Source organism: Pseudomonas nitroreducens, assembly GCF_010994165.1.
Lineage (GTDB): Bacteria > Pseudomonadota > Gammaproteobacteria > Pseudomonadales > Pseudomonadaceae > Pseudomonas > Pseudomonas nitroreducens.
Genome location: NZ_WMBX01000003.1, coordinates 916,067 through 932,199 on the forward strand (window position 1 = coordinate 916,067; position 16,133 = coordinate 932,199).

Sequence of the window (16,133 nt, forward strand, 5' to 3'; positions counted from 1 at the left end):
GATCAATCGCCGCTGGAGCCGCCCGGATAGGCGCAGCCGCGCATGACCTTGTTGTCGAGGCGCAGTTCGGCGGAGAGGTTGCTCAGGGCGCCGCTCATGCTGTCCTGGCAGCGGGCTGGAGCCACCCACAACTCGACCTTCTCTCCATTGGCCTCGCTGGAATAGCTGGTGCTGCCGTCAGGCACGCCCTCGGCGATGTACGGCAGCGCCAGCGATTCCTTGCCCGGCTGCTCGATCAGCATGCCCTGGCTGTTGACCAGCACGCTCCAGCCCGGCTCGTTGCCGTGGGCGCGGACCACCGCGCGCTTGAAGTTCGGGTCGTCGCAGCCCGAGCCCTCATTCTGCAGGCGATAGACCTTGGCCACTTCCAGCTTGCCGTCGGTGCCCTGGGCGCTGCTGCCGCTGAAGCTGCCGCGCAGGTCGGCGTACAGCGAGGTGGCGCCATCGTTGAACATTTCCAGTGCGTCGCGGGGCAGGCCGGTGTTGCCGGTGTCCTCGATGCTGAAGCGGCGTTGCTCGGTGCAGCTGCGGAACACCAGCTGGCCGTCCACACGGCTCAGTTCGCCCTGCAGGCGGGTGGAGGCGTTAAGATCGGTCTTGTTCGGCGTCCACACCTGGCAGGCGGCGAACAGGGGTAGCAGGCTGAACAGAATGAAACGACTGGATCGCATGGAACGGGCTCCCTCGAAAGTGCGCCCACGTTACCCAGCGAAGCCGGTCACCTCAAGGGCAATGCCCAACGGCGAGGAGAATTTCGGATGATCCGCTGCAAGCGTGCTTACGAACCGGCGACCGAGGGGGACGGCCTGAGGGTGCTGGTGGACCGGCTCTGGCCACGGGGAATTCGCAAGGAAGACCTGTACATGGAGTGTTGGGCCAAGGAGGCCTCGCCGTCCAACGAACTGCGCCAGCGCTTCCACCACGACCCGAGCCTGTTCGAGGAATTCCGCAAGGCCTACCACGGTGAACTGAACGCACACCCGGAGCACTGGATGGGGCTGCTGGACCTCGCACGCAAGGGAACGCTGACGCTGCTCTATGCAGCCAGGGACGAGGAGCACAACAACGCCCGGGTGCTGGCGGAGTTCCTTGAGGACGAGTTGGCGAAGCAGGGCGAGGGGAGTTCCCCGGTCTGCTATGCCGGGAAGAGAGAATAGAGGCAGTTCGCGAGCTCGCTCCTACAGTTCCCGGCGAAGGTTTTCCTGTAGGAGCGGGCCTGCTCGCGAACCAAGGCCAACGGCCGACGCAGAAGCATCAGCCCGCCAGCCTCACCAGATCTTGTATACCTGCCCGGTCTGCTTGCCTTCCACGCTGCGGGCGAAGCCCAGCGCGGCATCCGCGGCAGGCACCGGCTTGAAGCCGCGGAAGAACGGCGCGTAGCCCTCCATCGATTCCACCAGCACATTCGGGCTGACCGCGTTGATCCGCTGGCCGCGCGGCAGCTCCAGGGCGGCGCTGCGCACGAAACCTTCCACCGCGCCGTTGACCAGGCTGGCCGAGCTGCCCAGCACGATGGGCTGTTCGCTGAGGATGCCGGTGGTGAGGGTGAAGGAAGCGCTGTCGTTGGCGTACTGGCTGCCGATCAGCACCAGGTTCACCTGCCCCATCAGCTTGTCCTTGAGGCCGACCGCCATTTCCGCCTCGCCCATTTCCGACAGCGCGCCGAAGTGCACCTTGCCGGCGGCGCTGATCAGCGCATCGAAGCCGCCAACCTGCTCGAACAGCTTGCGGATCGAGGCGCTGTCGGTGATGTCCACACGATAGTCGCCGCTGCTGCGACCGACGCGGATGATCTCGTGGCGCGGGGCCAGTTCGTTGGCGATGGCCTGGCCGAGGGTGCCGCTGGCGCCGATCAGGATGATTTTCATGAAGACTCTCCACTGAGGTGGTTTGGCTGAAAGTGAATTCAGTCTAGAGTGGTCTTCTGTTTTGATAATTAAGCTAATTGACAACCTTTGGTTTTCATATGGAAACAATCGCCAACGACCTGCAAGACCTTTCCGCCTTCGCCGTACTGCTGGAATGCGGCAGCTTCACCCGTGCCGCGGAAAAACTCGGCTGCAGCAAGGGGCAGTTATCCAAGCGGATCGCGACGCTGGAGCTGACGCTGGGCGCGACCCTGGTGCACCGCACGACCAGACGCCTGTCCCTGACTGCCGCCGGTGCTGCGCTGCTGCCCGAGGCTCAAGCGCTCAATGCCCAGGCCGCGCGGGCGCGGCAGGCGGTACTGGCGTTGCAGGAAGAGGCACAGGGCAAGGTGCGGCTGAGCGTGCCAGTGTCGTTGGGAGAGACTTTCTTCGATGCGTGGCTGATGGAGTTTTCCCGCCAGTACCCGGACATTTGCCTGGAGCTGGACCTCTCCAACGAGCGTCGCGACCTGGTGGCGGACGGCTTCGACCTGGCCATCCGCTCCGGCAGTCTGGCGGTGGATGAGCGCCTGGTGGCGCGGCCGCTCTTCGCTTTGCAGGAGTTGACCTGCGCCACGCCGGGCTATCTTGCGGAGCACGGCGTGCCCGAGGCGCCGGCGGACCTGGCGCAGCATTCCTGCCTGCAGAACACTCATTATCAGGACAGCGACGTCTGGCTTTACCAACGCCACCACGAACTGTTCCGCGTCACGGTCAGAGGCTTGCTTGCAAGCAATCACTACACCTTGCTGAAGAAGGCGGCTCTGGCCGGCGCGGGGATCAGCCGGCTGCCGTCCTACATGGTTCAGCAGGAATTGGCGGAGGGCAGCCTGGTCTGGTTATTGCGCGATTACCAGACCCGCACCCAGCCGGTGTTCCTCATTCACGCTTACCAAAGCCGCCTGCCGCGCCGCACACAGCTGCTGGCGGACTATCTGCTGGGCTGGTTCGAACACAGCCGCCGGCAGTTGGTCGCTCTGGAGGGGTGACAGACATTTCATTCAACTTCGTTCAGCTTTGTTCAGTGATGGTTCAGAAAGGGTTCAGGGGGAGTTCAGGCAAGGCCACGTAGGCTTTGCCCTAATCTTTCCGACCCTTCCGAGGTGACCACCATGAACCGTTCCACTCTGCTGTTGACCGCCCTGTTCACCAGCGCCGCTCTGCTGAGCGGCTGCGCTTCCGACCTCTCGGGTTCTTCCTATTCCCGTGCCGATGCCCGTGCGGTGCAGAACGTACGCATGGGCACCATCGAATCCCTGCGACCGGTACAGATCGAAGGTACCAAGACCCCCATCGGTACCCTGGCCGGTGCAGCCGTCGGTGGCATCGCCGGCAGCTCCATTGGCGGCGGCCGCGGCAAGGCCATCACCAGCATTCTCGGTGGCGTGGCGGGTGGCGCGGCGGGCTCGGCGGTGGAAGAGGGCATCACCCGCACTCAGGGCGTCGAGATCGTGGTCCGCGAGGATGACGGCGGCACCCGCGCTTATGTCCAGGCGGTCGATTCCCAGCAGTTCCGCGTTGGTGACCGTGTTCGCATCATGACGGTCAATGGCGCCAGCCGCGTCACCATCTGAACGGAGAACCCCCCATGCGCCGCCTGTTGATCGCCGCTCTCGTCCTGCTTGGCTGTGGTTTCGCCATTGCGGATGAAGACAAGGGCTTCTGGTACCTGCAGACCAGCGTCTACACGACCCACTGGACCACGGATCCGGATCACAACAACCACCAGGAGCTGATCGGCCTGGAGCGTAATCGCGGCGATGGCGTGGTATTCGGCGGCGCGACCTTCAAGAACTCCTTCAGCCAGCGTTCCAACTATGTCTACGCCGGCAAACGCTTCGACTGGGAAGGTACGCCGTTCTACGCCAAGGTCACCGGCGGCGCGTTGCAGGGGTATCGTGGCGAGTACCGCGACAAGATTCCGCTCAACCGCTATGGCGTGGCTCCGGCGATCATTCCTTCCGTTGGCGCGCACCTGGGGCCCGTTGGCGCTGAGCTCGTGGTGTTGGGAGGCTCGGCCGCGATGGTCAACGTTGGCGTACGCTTCTGAGGATCGATCCCGTCAGAATGAAAAGGGCCGCGATGAGTGTTCATCGCGGCCCTTGTCGTTTCTGAGAGACGCAGATGTCAGATGGCGACATCCGTCAGCGCCTTGTCCAGGCAGTCGAGGAACAGTTCCGCATGCTCCTGCTCGAAGGCCAGCAGCGGACGGATCTTCAGGATGTTCTCCAGCGGACCGGCCGCGCTGATCAGCACGCCGCGCTCGCGCATGGCATTGACCACCTGGCGGGTCTGGTTGGCGGCCGGAGTTTTCGCGGTGCGATCGGTGACCAGTTCGACGCCGAGGAATAGCCCTGCGCCGCGCACATCGCCGATCAGCTCGTGGCGCTCGGCCAGTTGGCGTATGCCCTGGAGCATGAAGGCGCCGATGCGCTGCGAACGCTCCTGAAGCTGTTCGTCGTGGATCACGTCGAGTACCGCCTGGGCCGCCGCGCAGGACACCGGGTTGCCGCCGAAGGTGTTGAAGTAGCGCACCTCGCGGCCGAAGCGTTCGAGGATTTCCGGGCGCACCACGACGCCGGCGATAGGCTGGCCGTTGCCCATGGGTTTGCCAAGGGTGACCAGGTCCGGCTGCACGCCGTGGCGCTGGAAGCCCCACATGGCGTCGCCGGTGCGGGCGAAGCCGCTCTGCACTTCGTCGGCGATATAAAGCAGGCCTTCGTCCTGGGCGACTTTCACGGCTTCGGCAAGGAATCCGGCCGGATCGGCCAGCACGCCGTCGCTGGCGAAGATGCCGTCGAGCAGCAGCGCGGCGGGCTTGATGCCATGGGCGCGCAGGTCGGCGATGGCGGCGCGCACATCGTCGGCGAAGAGTTTGCCGACGTTCTCTGCGCCCAGTCGGTAAGCATCGGGCGCGCGCACGGTGCGGGCGTGGGCGGGCAGGGTGATGCCGGCGCCGAGGGACGGCGAGAGCTCGGAAATGGTCCCGGTGACGCCGTGGTAGGCGAAGCGGGTGATGATCACCCCGGTGCCGCCGGTGTACTGGCGAGCGATGCGCAGGGCGAGGTCGTTCGCCTCGCTGCCGGTGCAGGTGAACATCACCTGGTCCAGGCCTTCGGGGAAAGTGGCGAGCAGGTCCTCGGCGTAGTCGAGGATGCCGTCCTGCAGGTAGCGGGTATGGGTGTTGAGCACCGCCGCCTGGCTGGCGATGGCTTGTACCACGCGCGGATGGCAGTGGCCGATGGAGGCGACGTTGTTGTAGGCGTCGAGGTAGCGGTTGCCCTGGTTGTCGTAGAGCCACACGCCCTCGCCGCGCACGGTGTGCAGCGGGCGCTCGTAGAACAGGCGGTAGGCCGGCCCGAGCAGGCGCGCGCGGCGCTCGATCAGGCGGCGTTCCGCATCGCTCAGGCGCTCGGCATCGGCGGCACTGAATCCGTTGGGCATGGTCATGGGCGGGGCTCCTCTTGTGTGGCGCAGGCGGCGAAGATCTGCTCCTGCGCCTGTTCCCGGCTCAGGCGGGCCAGGCCTTGCAAGGCCTGCCAGGCGTGGCGGGTGTTGCGCAGGATGTAGTCGCGGTTCTCGGGGTGCAGGCTGGCGCGCCAGGCGGTGATGCTCAGGGTCATGATCAGGCGCGTGGCAATCAGGTCGGCGAGGATTTCCTGCTCCTCGGCCAGCAGCGGGCAGCGGCGATGGTAGGCGGCGATCATCTCGCAGGCGCTGGCCAGCGGCGCGTCCGGCTCGCCCACCTGGTAGGCGGCGGCGACGCCGAGGTCGTTGATCAGCGGCGCGTGGACCATGTCGCCGAAATCGAGGATGTTGCGCACCCGGTCCGGATGCTCGGCATCGACGATGACGTTGTGCGGGTTCAGGTCGTTATGGATGACCTGGGCGCGCAACGTCGATTGGCGGGGCAGAGCGTGGCGTTCGAAATTGTCGAGAAAGCGCTCGACCAGGGCGCGCTGTTCTCGATCCTGTATGTAGACCAGCAGGTTGCGCAGGCGCGAGGCGTGCTTGAGGTCCCAGAGCAGTTCGTGGTCGGCGGTGGCCGGGTGTTCGAAACCCTTCAGCGCCAGGCCCAGGCGCGCCAGGTCGTCGCCCAGGTTCTCGCGCAGGGCGCGGCTGCGTTGCGCGACGCGGTGCAGCGGCACGCCGTCGACGAAGGAGAACAGCCGGGCAATCATCGGCTGGCCGTCGACGCGGATGGAAATCTGGTGGTCGCCGTTGAGCGAGGGATAGACGCGCTGCACTGCCAGGGTCGGGTCGAGGGCCTCCACGCGCAGCAGGGCGCGAGTCTGGAAGTCCACGACCTGCGGGTCCTCCAGCGGGTGCGAGAGCTTCAGCAGGCGGTCGTCGCCATGGCCGTGGGCGATGTGGAAGTTCAGGTCGCGTTCGCCGGCGAGGCGGTGCAGCGTGCCGCGCTGGCCGAAGTATTCGTCGGCGATGGCAGCGGCCTGGGCGTCGCTCACCTGGGCGGGGGCCGCTTCCAGCAGGTGATCGTGGACGGGAGCGGTATTGAGGGGCACGGGGACATCTCCAGCAGGGTTCAGCGGTCGTTCGGTATTGCAGCGGCCGGGCGAGGTGGAGCGTCCGCCCGGCGCGGGGCCGGGCGGACGCCATCCACTTACTTGCTAGCCCAGGCGTTGAAGCGGGTTTCCAGTTCCTCGCCGTGGTCGATCCAGAACTCGGTGTCCATGGCGCGCGCGTTCTCCAGGTTCTGCGGCGCGGTGGGGAGTTTCGGCGCGATGGCGGCGTCGATCAGCGGGATGGTGTTCTTGTTGGTCGGGCCGTAGGGAATGTTCTCGGCGAAGACCTTCTGGTGCTCAGGCTTGTTGGCCAGGGCGATGAACTGCTCGGCCAGCTCCTTCTTCGGGCTGCCCTTGACGATGGCCCAGTGGTCCAGGTCGTAGATGCTGCCGTTCCACTGGATGGCGAAGTCGCGGCCTTCCTTCTGCGCGGTGGCGACGCGGCCGTTGTAGGCCGACGTCATCACCACGTCGCCGGCGGCCAGCCATTGCAGCGGCTGCGCACCGGCTTCCCACCATTGGATGTACGGCTTGATCTCGTCGAGCTTCTTGAACGCACGGTCCACGCCTTCCTTGGTGGCCAGTACCTTGTACAGGTCGGCCTGTTTCACGCCGTCGGCTTCCAGGGCGAATTCCAGGGTGAACTTGGCGCCACGGCGCAGGCCACGCTTGCCCGGGTATTTCTTCACGTCCCAGAAATCGGCCCAGCCGGTGGGGGCGCTGGCGAGTTTCTTGGCATCGTAGGTGAGCACCGTGGACCAGATGAAGATGCCCACGCCGCAGTCGCTCACGGCGGCGTCGAGGAAGTCGGCCTGCTTGCCGAGCTTGCTCCAGTCGAGCTGCTCGAACAGCCCCTCGCTGCAACCGCGCATCAGTTCCGGGGATTCCACCTCGACCACGTCCCAACTGGTCTTGCCGGTGTCGGCCATGACCTTGATCTTGGCCATCTCGCCGTTGTACTCGGCGCCCTGCACAGTGACCTTGGCCTGCTGCTCGAAGGGTTTGTAGAAGGCCTTTTCCTGGGCCACCTTGTTGTCGCCACCGAACGACACCACGGTCAGTGTCTCGGCGTGGAGCTGGGCGGCGCCGCCGGCCAACATCATCAGTGCTATGGCTTTCTTGAACATGCGATGACTCCTGAGCGGGCCAATCCGGCCCATGAATAAGAGGGCAGCTTCAAGAGTGGGGCGGCGCGCCGGACCAAGCTGTAAGGCCGGCTGGCGTTGCCCTCGGACATCAGGGAGAGGAACGGGCGGAACAGGTGCGGTCGATCATGGGAAGTTGCTCCGTTTCTTGTTGTTGTTCGGATAGCTCGTTGCAGGACCAAGCTGGACCGATTAAAACATCTTCCAAAACATGATGCATCATGTTTTTATTGGGGCCAGCGCTCCAAGGACGCTGACCACTCGAGCGCACTCATACGAAGGGGATGCCTGCACCATGAACCAGACCAGAACCCTGCTTCTCACTGGCGCCAGCCGCGGCATCGGCCATGCCACGGTGAAGCATTTCAACGCTGCCGGCTGGCGCGTGTTCACCGCCTCGCGCCAGGACTGGAGCGCCGAGTGCCCCTGGGCCGAAGGCCTGATCAACCATATCCACCTGGACCTGGAAGACATCGACAGCGTGCAGGCCAGCCTGCCGATGATCCGCGAGAAGCTCGGCGGCTCGCTGCACGCCCTGGTGAACAACGCCGGCATCTCGCCCAAGGGCCCGGAGGGCGAACGCCTGGGCGTTCTGGGCAGCGACTACGCCACCTGGCTGAAGGTGTTCAACGTCAACCTATTCTCCACCGCGCTGCTGGCGCGCGGCCTGTTCGACGAACTGAAGGCAGCCAAGGGCTCGGTGATCAATGTCACCTCCATCGCCGGTTCACGTGTGCACCCGTTCGCCGGCGCTGCTTATGCGTGCTCGAAGGCTGCCCTGGCCGCATTGACCCGCGAGATGGCCCATGACTTCGGCCCGCACGGCGTGCGAGTGAACGCCATCGCGCCGGGGGAAATCGACACGGCCATCCTGTCTTCGGGCACCGAGCTGATCGTCGAGCGCGATATTCCGATGCATCGCCTGGGTAAGCCGGAGGAAGTTGCTTCGCTCATCCATTTCCTCTGCACCAGCGGCGCGTCCTACGTGAATGGTGCAGAAATCCACGTCAACGGCGGGCAGCATGTGTGAAACCGGCTGGCATTCGGCGCGATCAGCGACCATCATTCGCGCCCGAATTCCGCACCACGTGATGAGACGGCGATGAACTACCCGATCGAAGGGCTCAATCATTCCTACCTGGGCAGCGGCGTCTACGCGCTGCTGCGCGAGGCACTGATCACCGGCCGCTTCAAGCCGGACGATCGCCTGCGTATCCGTGACCTGGCCCAGCAGCTGGGTACCAGCGTTACCCCGGTGCGTGACGCCATCCTGCAGCTGGCCAAGGAACAGGCGCTGGTGCTGAAGACGCCGCGGGACATCCGCGTGCCGCTGCTCACCCTCGAGCAGTACCTGGAGATCCGCAGCATCCGCGTGGCGCTCGAAGGTCTCGCCGCCGAGACCGCCGCCGCGCGCGCCAGCGATGAGCAGCTGGACGAGCTGGAAACCAACATCCGCGAGAATCTCGACGCGATCCACGCGGATGACCTGGTGCTGGCGCTCAAGCTCAACCAGGCCTTCCACTTCGCCCTCGCCGACATCGCCGGCATGCCGCTGCTGCGCGCCTTCCTCGACAGCCTGTGGATGCGCACCGGCCCGCTGATCGCCCAGGCCTACGCCGACTTCAACGAGCGCATGGCCATCGAGCACCACTGGGACGTCCTGCGCGCTCTGCGCGAACGCAACGGCGCCGCCGCCCGCGAGGCGATCCACGCCGACCTGCTGGACGGCAGCGAGAAGATGCTGGAGTTCATCGCCCAGAGCGAGGCGCCGGAGCAGGAAGCGGGCTGACTGGCTTTATTGCAGGAGCTCGCTGCTACACCAAGAGCCGTAGGACGAATAACCTGGAACAGGTTATCCGCCGGCTTCAATACGGCGGATAACGCTGGCGCGTTATGCGCCCTACCCAAGCAAAGTGGTCAGACCGCGCCATCCTTGCGCATCGCCGCGATGGCGGCTGCGTCGTAGCCCAGTCCGGAAAGCACTTCGTCGGTATGCTCGCCCAGTTTCGGGCCGATCCACTCGGCGCTGCCGGGGGTATCGGAGAGCTTGGGCACGATGCCGGGCATGCGGAAGGATTTGCCGTCCGGCAGCTTGGCGGAGAGGAACATCTCCCGCGCCAGGAATTGCGGGTCGCTGAACATGTCCTCGGCGGAGAAGATGCGGCTGGCCGGCACCTCCGCTTCGTTCAGCACCTTGAGCACGGTCTCCAGCGATGCGGAGCGCGCCCAGCGATCGATGATGCCGTAGAGCTCATCGCGACGGGCATCGCGGCCGTCGTTGCTGGCAAGCGTGGGGTCTTCGGCGAGGTCGGGGCGGCCGATGGCCGTCATGAAGCGGCGGAAGATGGCGTCGCCATTCGCGGCGATCTGCACGTGCTTGCCGTCGGCCGTGGTGTGCACGGAGGAGGGCGTGATGCCAGGCATGATGTTGCCGGTGCGCTCGCGGATGAAACCGAACACGTCGAACTCCGGAACCATGGATTCCATCATGGCGAATACCGCTTCGTAGAGAGCCACGTCCACCACCTGGCCGGCGCCGCCGTTCACTTCGCGGTGGCGCAGTGCCATGAGCGCGCCGATCACGCCCCACAGCGCGGCGATGGAGTCGCCGATGGAAATGCCGGTGCGCACCGGCGGGCGGTCCTCGAAGCCGGTGATATAGCGCAGCCCGCCCATGGACTCGCCCACCGCGCCGAAGCCCGGCTGGTCCTTGTAGGGGCCGCTCTGGCCGAAGCCGGACAGGCGCACCATCACCAGCTTGGGGTTCAGCGCATGGATCACTTCCCAGCCCAGGCCGAGCTTCTCCAGCACGCCGGGACGGAAGTTCTCGATCAGGATGTCGGCCTCGGCCAGCAGCTTCTTCAGCACCTCGCGGCCGGCTTCATGCTTGAGGTTCAGCGTCAGCGAACGCTTGTTGCGCGCCTGCACGAACCACCACAGCGACGTGCCTTCATAGAGCTTGCGCCATTTGCGCAGCGGGTCGCCGCCGTCCGGTGATTCGACCTTGATGACCTCGGCGCCGAACTCCGCGCAAAGGCGCGAGGCGAAGGGGCCGGCGATCAGGGTGCCCAGTTCGATGACCTTGAGGCCAGTGAGGGGTTTGGCGGTGCTGTTCATCGGTCTGTCCGATCAGAGAGGAATCGCCGGACTCTAACGCGTGCACGGCGCTTCGAACAGGCCGCCGGGCAGGCGTCTGGAAACGTCGCTTTGCGGCGGCCTTGAGCGCGCGTAGAGTAGCCACATTCAGATGCTTCTTACTTCAGCTCGCTCGGTTTCGCGCAGGTATGCCGTGATGCGTTCGTCTTCCTTCCAACAGCCCGATGGTCTGACGGCATTCTCCGAGGAATGCGAGCTGACGGGTGGCGAGGGGGCTGCATGACGTTGAACCTGCCGACGCTGGTTGTCGTCGACCTCTACGTACTGACTCTTGTCGGTGTGCTGATGGCATTCGCCTGGCACAGCGGTCGTCGCGATCACTCGCTGGGCTACATGAGCGTCGCGTTGCTGCTGGGTGCCATTGGCACCTTCCTGGCCACGTTGCGAGGCATGGGCATCGACTGGTTGCCGATCCTGCTCGGTAATGTGGTCCTGTACCTCTGTTCGGCAATGACCTGGACTTCCATGCGCGTCTTCACCGGACGCAAACCGCACTGGCCGTTGATCGGCGCAGGCGCGACATTCTGGGCGCTGCTGTGCCTGCTCCCGCCCTTCTACGAGTCCCTGGCTGCGCGTATCGCGGTCAGTACGGGGATCACCATCCTGTACTGCCTCGCGGCGATCAGCGAGCTGTGGCGCGACCGGCGCAAGCTCGAAGTCGAACTCAAGCCGACACTGGCGTTGTTGCTCTTGCATACCCTGGTCTATTCGGTACGCCTGGTGGTCGACCGCGGCATGCCGTTCGAGAGCGTGGCCAACAACGGCCAGGGTTCTGCTTTCTTCACCTTCCTGGTCTTCGAGACCATGCTGTTCGCCATCGGTATCGCCTTCGCCACCCTGGCGATGGTCAAGGAACGTGCCGAGCTGCAGTTCCGCAGTGCTGCCCTGAGCGACCCGCTGACCGGCGTGGGTAATCGCCGCGCCTTCATGGAAACCGGCGAGCGCCTGCTGCGCCTGTGCGCCGAGCGGGGCGAACAGGCCTCGCTGCTGCTCTGCGACCTGGACAACTTCAAGCGCCTCAACGACTCCTTCGGCCATCCCGCCGGCGACCGCGTGCTGGTGGAATTCAGTCGCATCACCGCCTCGCGGATGCGCAAACACGACCAGTTCGCCCGCATCGGCGGGGAAGAGTTCGCCTGCCTGCTGGTGGGCGCCGATACCGAGGGCGCGTGCCAGGTGGCGGAGCGGGTGCGCCGGGAGTTCGCCGAGTTGCCGTTCATGGCCGAGGGCCAGCTCAGCGTAAGCATCGGTATTGCTACCAGCCGCGAGGCCGGCCACGACCTGCTGCGCCTGCTGTCCCTGGCTGACCAGGCGCTCTACGCCGCCAAGGCCAAGGGCCGCAACCGCATCGAACTGGCCGCGCCGGAGCCTGGAGCCGACCGACGTCCGCGCACTTGACCCACGGTGCCGGCGCTTTCGCGGTAGACTTGCCGCCTTCGAAAATTCGCCGGGAACGCCCATGGCCCTGTCCGCCACGCCCTACAAAGCCGATATCAGCCTGACCGACCTCGACCGTGGGGTCTACGAGACCCTGCGCTTCACCGTCGCCCGCCACCCCTCGGAAACCGAGGAGCGCCTGGCGGTGCGCCTGCTGGCCTACGTCATCTGGTACAACGAGCAACTGGCTTTCGGCCGTGGGCTGTCGGACGTGGAAGAGCCCTCGCTGTGGGAAAAGAGCCTGGACGATCGCGTGCTGCACTGGATCGAAGTCGGCCAGCCGGATGCCGATCGCCTGACCTGGTGCTCGCGCCGCTGCGAGAAGCTGACCCTGGTCGCCTACGGCAACCTGCGCGTGTGGACCACCAAGGTGCTCGACAGCGTCCGCCACCTGAAGAACCTCAATGTCGTCGCCCTGCCGCAGGAAGCGCTGGAAGAAATCTCCCGCGATCTGCCGCGCTCGATCAACTGGACCGTGATGATCAGCGAAGGAACCCTCTTCGTCACCGACGAGCGCGGCCAGCACGAGCTGCAGGTGGAATGGCTGATGGGCGAGCGCTGATTTGCGCTCGCTGCGCGTCGGCCCGGCTGCGTTGTGAACAGGCGTGGGCCTGCTCATTTGCTGCAGCAAACTCCGCGGCCCACGCCTGTTCACGCCTTGCCGTGCTCTAGCTCGCAAGGCGCAAGACCAAGCACAAAGGAATAGTTGGACTTCATGCGCATCGAATCCCGCCCCCTCCCGCCAACCCTGCCCGACCTGGGCGACCTGCCGCCGCTGCTGACCCGTCTCTACGCCGCCCGCGGCGTGCAGAGCGCGGCCGAGCTGGACAAGGGCCTGGCACGGTTGATCCCGTACCAGCAGCTCAAGGGCGTGGACGCGGCGGTGGAGCTGCTGGTCGATGCGCTGGAAAAGGGTCAGCGGATTCTCTACGTCGGCGACTTCGATGCCGATGGCGCCACCGCCAGCAGCGTTGGCGTGCTGGCGCTGCGCATGCTCGGTGCGGCCTGGGTCGATTACCTGGTGCCCAACCGCTTCGAGTACGGCTACGGCCTGACGCCGGAAATCGTCGCCGTGGCGCTGGAGAAGCGCCCGGAGCTGCTGGTGACCGTCGACAACGGCATCTCCAGCATCGACGGCGTCGCCGCCGCCAAGGCCGCCGGCCTGCGCGTGCTGGTCACCGACCACCACCTGCCGGGGCCGGAACTGCCCGCCGCCGACGCCATCGTCAACCCGAACCAGCCCGGCTGCGATTTCCCCAGCAAGGCCATGGCCGGTGTCGGCGTGATCTTCTACGTGATGCTCGCCCTGCGCGCCCGCCTGCGTGAACGCGGCTGGTTCGCTGCGCGCGGCATCGCCGAACCGAATCTGGCTGAATTGCTCGACCTGGTGTCCCTGGGCAGCGTCGCCGACGTGGTGCCGCTGGACGCCAACAACCGCATCCTGGTCCATCAGGGCCTCGCGCGTATCCGTGCCGGCCGCGCCCGCCCGGGCCTGCGTGCGCTGCTGGAAGTGGCCGGGCGCGATTGCCGGCGCATCACCTCCACGGACCTCGGCTTCATCCTCGGCCCGCGGCTGAACGCTGCCGGGCGCCTGGACGACATGTCTCTGGGCATAGAACTGCTGCTCTGCGAAGACGAAAGCGTCGCCCGCGACATGGCGGTGCAGCTCGACCAGCTCAACCAGGATCGCAAGGCCATCGAGCAGGGCATGCAGCGCGAGGCGCTGGCCCAGCTCAAGGAACTGCCGGTGGAGGAGATGCCCTTCGGCCTGTGCCTGTTCGACCCGGAATGGCACCAGGGCGTGATCGGCATCCTTGCCTCGCGCCTGAAGGAGCGTTACCACCGGCCAACCATTGCCTTCGCCGATGCCGGCGACGGCACGCTCAAGGGCTCGGCGCGTTCGGTGCCGGGCTTCCATATCCGCGATGCGCTGGACGCCGTGGCGGCGCGCCACCCAGGGCTGATCAGCAAGTTCGGTGGTCACGCCATGGCCGCCGGCCTGTCGCTGCCGCAGGAAAATTTCGGCGCCTTCGCCGCTGCCTTCGACGCCGAAGTGCGCCGTCAGCTGGATGAAGAAGACCTTACCGGGCGCCTGCTCTCCGACGGCCAGCTGGGCGCCGAGGAGTTCCATCTGGAGCTGGCCCGCGCGCTGCGCCAGGCCGGCCCCTGGGGCCAGCATTTCCCGGAGCCACTGTTCCACGGCATCTTCCAGGTCGTCCAGCAGCGCGTGGTTGGCGAGCGGCACCTGAAGCTGGTGCTCAAGACCGAGTGCGGCTCGCTGCAACTGGACGCCATCGCCTTCAACATCGACCGCGAAATCTGGCCCAACCCCACCGTGCGCTGGGCGGAAGTGGCCTACAAGCTCGACGTCAACGAGTTCCGTGGCAACGAGACGGTGCAGCTGATGGTGGCGCATATTGCGCCGCGCTGATCATGAGTACGGATTTTCGTCGACTGTAGGGCGAATAACCTGGAACAGGTTATCCGCAGCCCCCATCGTGGGGGATAACGCTGGCGCGTTATGCGCCCTGTCAAAGCTGCACACCTATTGCCCGTGGTTCGGCTTCGGTGACGGCGCGTAGGCGGCAGGCGTAGCCGCGGGTAAACTGGCGGCTAGCCCGCCTTCCGCCGATTCAGGAGCTGCCGTGTCCCAAGATCATTCCTCCCTGGCCGCGTTCGCGCTGGAAACTCCGGCGCCCCTGTATGCGCGGGTGAAGGAAATCATCCTGCAGCAGATCCGCAACGGCGTCTGGAAACCCAACTCCAAGCTGCCGTCGGAAAGCGAACTGTTCGCCCTGCTCGGTGTGAGCCGGATGACCATCAATCGCGCATTGCGCGAGCTGACCATCGAGGGCGTGCTGGTGCGCCTGCAGGGCGTGGGGACCTTCGTTGCCGAACAGAAGGGCCATGCGGCGCTCTTCGAGATCCATAACATCGCCGAGGAGATCGCCGCGCGCGGGCATCAGCACCGCTGTGAAGTGGTGCTTCTGGAACCGCTGCCCGAGGGCGCGACCCTGGCGCTGCCGTTCGAGCTGGAAAACGTGCAGCGCATCTTTCACTCCGTTGTCGTGCACTACGAGAACGAAGTGCCGGTGCAACTGGAAGAGCGCTTCGTCAATGCCGAGGTAGCGCCGGAGTACCTGCAGCAGGACTTCACCCGTATCACCCCCTATGCCTACCTGATCCAGCTGGCGCCGCTGACCGAGGGTGAACATGTGGTCGAGGCGATCAACGCCGAAGCGGCCGACTGCAAGCTGCTGCGCATCAAGCGTGGCGACGCCTGCCTGCTGATTCGCCGCCGCACCTGGTCGGCGAAGGGGCAGGTGGGTGCTGCGCGACTGGTCTATCCGGGGTCGCGCTATCGCCTCGAAGGTCGTTTCGGGCAGTAGCCAGCTGTCATCCCGAGGGGGCGGAAAATCCGCCCTGCTGTCTCCTGTGGTGCACCGTTTTGTTACCTCTGTGCACCGCGCTGTTACTTTTTCTCCTTCCTTTCTCGCCGCCTTCTCTCGCTGCTGGCCGTGGTGAGGGGCGTCGCCTGCCTGTGCATAAGATTTCTATCCATTTGAAATAAAACGACATTGTCGTCACGTGACTGTGCTCCCTGGGTAGCGCCGGCCTATTTTGGCCCTCGCTTTGCATTGGCTTGTATATACAGGTTGATATAAGGTTTTACACATATCAGGTGACACTAGATGAGTACGGCAATGCCCGTTGCCCTCTATTCACCCGTTTCCGCCGCGCCGGACCGCCTTCCAGCGTGGCGCCACCCCTGCATCGAGGAAGTCCAGATGAGCTCCACCGGCCGTTACCGTGATACCGAAATCCGTGCCCCGCGCGGCACCCAACTGAACGCCAAAAGCTGGCTGACCGAAGCGCCGCTGCGCATGCTGATGAACAACCTCGACCCGGAAGTCGCCGAGAACCCCAAGGAGCTGGTGGTGTACGGCGGCATCGGTCGCGCCGCG

General features: G+C 65.3%; 16 protein-coding genes and 1 pseudogene. 11 read left to right on the forward strand and 6 right to left on the reverse strand.

What is annotated here, in order from left to right; all coding sequences use genetic code 11:
- Positions 1 to 2: 2 nt before the first annotated feature.
- On the reverse strand, positions 3 to 671 hold the full coding sequence (locus GJV37_RS17480) for a COG3650 family protein (RefSeq protein ID WP_024765207.1): 669 nt from the start codon (positions 669 to 671) through the stop codon (positions 3 to 5).
- 87 nt (positions 672 to 758) lie between these two features.
- On the opposite strand from GJV37_RS17480, the gene GJV37_RS17485 reads away from it, so the two are divergent.
- Positions 759 to 1,157: a DUF488 domain-containing protein gene (locus GJV37_RS17485; protein WP_024765206.1), complete on the forward strand. Its 399-nt coding sequence runs from the start codon at positions 759 to 761 to the stop codon at positions 1,155 to 1,157.
- Between the two features lie 111 nt (positions 1,158 to 1,268).
- Here GJV37_RS17485 and GJV37_RS17490 read toward each other — a convergent pair whose 3' ends face one another.
- Positions 1,269 to 1,868, reverse strand: coding sequence for a short chain dehydrogenase (locus GJV37_RS17490; RefSeq protein ID WP_037011915.1), 600 nt, complete (start codon positions 1,866 to 1,868; stop codon positions 1,269 to 1,271).
- 98 nt (positions 1,869 to 1,966) lie between these two features.
- Between GJV37_RS17490 and GJV37_RS17495 the strand changes: the two genes are divergently transcribed.
- From GJV37_RS17495 to GJV37_RS17505, 3 genes are all read left to right on the forward strand, one after another.
- Positions 1,967 to 2,896: a LysR family transcriptional regulator gene (locus GJV37_RS17495; protein ID WP_037011930.1), complete on the forward strand. Its 930-nt coding sequence runs from the start codon at positions 1,967 to 1,969 to the stop codon at positions 2,894 to 2,896.
- A gap of 123 nt (positions 2,897 to 3,019) precedes the next feature.
- Positions 3,020 to 3,481 (forward strand): outer membrane lipoprotein, encoded by a 462-nt coding sequence (locus GJV37_RS17500; RefSeq protein ID WP_024765204.1) that lies wholly within the window; start codon positions 3,020 to 3,022, stop codon positions 3,479 to 3,481.
- 14 nt (positions 3,482 to 3,495) lie between these two features.
- The gene (locus GJV37_RS17505; protein ID WP_024765203.1) at positions 3,496 to 3,957 is read left to right on the forward strand and encodes a hypothetical protein; all 462 of its coding nucleotides are present in this window, start codon (positions 3,496 to 3,498) and stop codon (positions 3,955 to 3,957) included.
- Positions 3,958 to 4,034: 77 nt separating this feature from the next.
- Here the strand turns inward: GJV37_RS17505 and GJV37_RS17510 are convergent, their stop codons facing one another.
- From GJV37_RS17510 to GJV37_RS17520, 3 genes are all read right to left on the reverse strand, one after another.
- Positions 4,035 to 5,357: an aspartate aminotransferase family protein gene (locus tag GJV37_RS17510; RefSeq protein ID WP_170860048.1), complete on the reverse strand. Its 1,323-nt coding sequence runs from the start codon at positions 5,355 to 5,357 to the stop codon at positions 4,035 to 4,037.
- A complete protein-coding gene (locus GJV37_RS17515) occupies positions 5,354 to 6,430 on the reverse strand; it encodes a phosphotransferase (protein WP_170860047.1) in 1,077 nt (358 codons plus the stop codon). Before GJV37_RS17515 ends, GJV37_RS17510 begins: the two co-directional genes overlap by 4 nt.
- Positions 6,431 to 6,528: 98 nt before the next feature.
- Positions 6,529 to 7,557: an ABC transporter substrate-binding protein gene (locus GJV37_RS17520; RefSeq protein WP_045209894.1), complete on the reverse strand. Its 1,029-nt coding sequence runs from the start codon at positions 7,555 to 7,557 to the stop codon at positions 6,529 to 6,531.
- Between the two features lie 313 nt (positions 7,558 to 7,870).
- Between GJV37_RS17520 and GJV37_RS17525 the strand changes: the two genes are divergently transcribed.
- Both GJV37_RS17525 and GJV37_RS17530 read left to right on the forward strand, forming a co-directional pair.
- The gene (locus tag GJV37_RS17525) at positions 7,871 to 8,605 is read left to right on the forward strand and encodes an SDR family NAD(P)-dependent oxidoreductase (protein WP_024765199.1); all 735 of its coding nucleotides are present in this window, start codon (positions 7,871 to 7,873) and stop codon (positions 8,603 to 8,605) included.
- Positions 8,606 to 8,677: 72 nt separating this feature from the next.
- Positions 8,678 to 9,364 (forward strand): GntR family transcriptional regulator, encoded by a 687-nt coding sequence (locus GJV37_RS17530; RefSeq protein WP_170860046.1) that lies wholly within the window; start codon positions 8,678 to 8,680, stop codon positions 9,362 to 9,364.
- Positions 9,365 to 9,492: 128 nt separating this feature from the next.
- On the opposite strand, the gene GJV37_RS17535 is transcribed toward GJV37_RS17530, so the two are convergent.
- Entirely contained in the window at positions 9,493 to 10,692 is a 1,200-nt protein-coding gene (locus GJV37_RS17535) for a CaiB/BaiF CoA transferase family protein (protein WP_170860045.1), read from the reverse strand.
- Between the two features lie 258 nt (positions 10,693 to 10,950).
- On the opposite strand from GJV37_RS17535, the gene GJV37_RS17540 reads away from it, so the two are divergent.
- The 5 genes and pseudogenes from GJV37_RS17540 to GJV37_RS29555 all read left to right on the forward strand — a co-directional run.
- Positions 10,951 to 12,129, forward strand: coding sequence for a GGDEF domain-containing protein (locus GJV37_RS17540; RefSeq protein ID WP_170860044.1), 1,179 nt, complete (start codon positions 10,951 to 10,953; stop codon positions 12,127 to 12,129).
- 61 nt (positions 12,130 to 12,190) lie between these two features.
- The gene (locus GJV37_RS17545; protein WP_024765195.1) at positions 12,191 to 12,730 is read left to right on the forward strand and encodes a YaeQ family protein; all 540 of its coding nucleotides are present in this window, start codon (positions 12,191 to 12,193) and stop codon (positions 12,728 to 12,730) included.
- Between the two features lie 153 nt (positions 12,731 to 12,883).
- On the forward strand, positions 12,884 to 14,599 hold the full coding sequence (recJ, locus tag GJV37_RS17550; RefSeq protein ID WP_024765194.1) for a single-stranded-DNA-specific exonuclease RecJ: 1,716 nt from the start codon (positions 12,884 to 12,886) through the stop codon (positions 14,597 to 14,599).
- 214 nt (positions 14,600 to 14,813) lie between these two features.
- Positions 14,814 to 15,557 carry a histidine utilization transcriptional repressor HutC gene (gene hutC / locus GJV37_RS17555; RefSeq protein WP_065327956.1) on the forward strand — a complete coding sequence of 248 codons (744 nt, stop codon included), beginning with the start codon at positions 14,814 to 14,816 and terminating at the stop codon, positions 15,555 to 15,557.
- A gap of 303 nt (positions 15,558 to 15,860) precedes the next feature.
- Positions 15,861 to 16,133, forward strand: a pseudogene (locus GJV37_RS29555) (hypothetical protein); the annotation flags it as partial.

Coding starts and splice junctions, on each gene's coding strand:
- GJV37_RS17480 (WP_024765207.1), bottom strand. CDS start 671: ATGCGATCCAGTCGTTTCATTCTGTTCAGCCTGCTACCCCTGTTCGCC.
- GJV37_RS17525 (WP_024765199.1), top strand. CDS start 7,871: ATGAACCAGACCAGAACCCTGCTTCTCACTGGCGCCAGCCGCGGCATC.
- recJ (WP_024765194.1), top strand. CDS start 12,884: ATGCGCATCGAATCCCGCCCCCTCCCGCCAACCCTGCCCGACCTGGGC.
- GJV37_RS17510 (WP_170860048.1), bottom strand. CDS start 5,357: ATGACCATGCCCAACGGATTCAGTGCCGCCGATGCCGAGCGCCTGAGC.
- GJV37_RS17505 (WP_024765203.1), top strand. CDS start 3,496: ATGCGCCGCCTGTTGATCGCCGCTCTCGTCCTGCTTGGCTGTGGTTTC.
- GJV37_RS17495 (WP_037011930.1), top strand. CDS start 1,967: ATGGAAACAATCGCCAACGACCTGCAAGACCTTTCCGCCTTCGCCGTA.
- GJV37_RS17490 (WP_037011915.1), bottom strand. CDS start 1,868: ATGAAAATCATCCTGATCGGCGCCAGCGGCACCCTCGGCCAGGCCATC.
- GJV37_RS17540 (WP_170860044.1), top strand. CDS start 10,951: ATGACGTTGAACCTGCCGACGCTGGTTGTCGTCGACCTCTACGTACTG.
- GJV37_RS17530 (WP_170860046.1), top strand. CDS start 8,678: ATGAACTACCCGATCGAAGGGCTCAATCATTCCTACCTGGGCAGCGGC.
- GJV37_RS17545 (WP_024765195.1), top strand. CDS start 12,191: ATGGCCCTGTCCGCCACGCCCTACAAAGCCGATATCAGCCTGACCGAC.
- GJV37_RS17485 (WP_024765206.1), top strand. CDS start 759: ATGATCCGCTGCAAGCGTGCTTACGAACCGGCGACCGAGGGGGACGGC.
- GJV37_RS17535 (WP_170860045.1), bottom strand. CDS start 10,692: ATGAACAGCACCGCCAAACCCCTCACTGGCCTCAAGGTCATCGAACTG.
- GJV37_RS17520 (WP_045209894.1), bottom strand. CDS start 7,557: ATGTTCAAGAAAGCCATAGCACTGATGATGTTGGCCGGCGGCGCCGCC.
- GJV37_RS17500 (WP_024765204.1), top strand. CDS start 3,020: ATGAACCGTTCCACTCTGCTGTTGACCGCCCTGTTCACCAGCGCCGCT.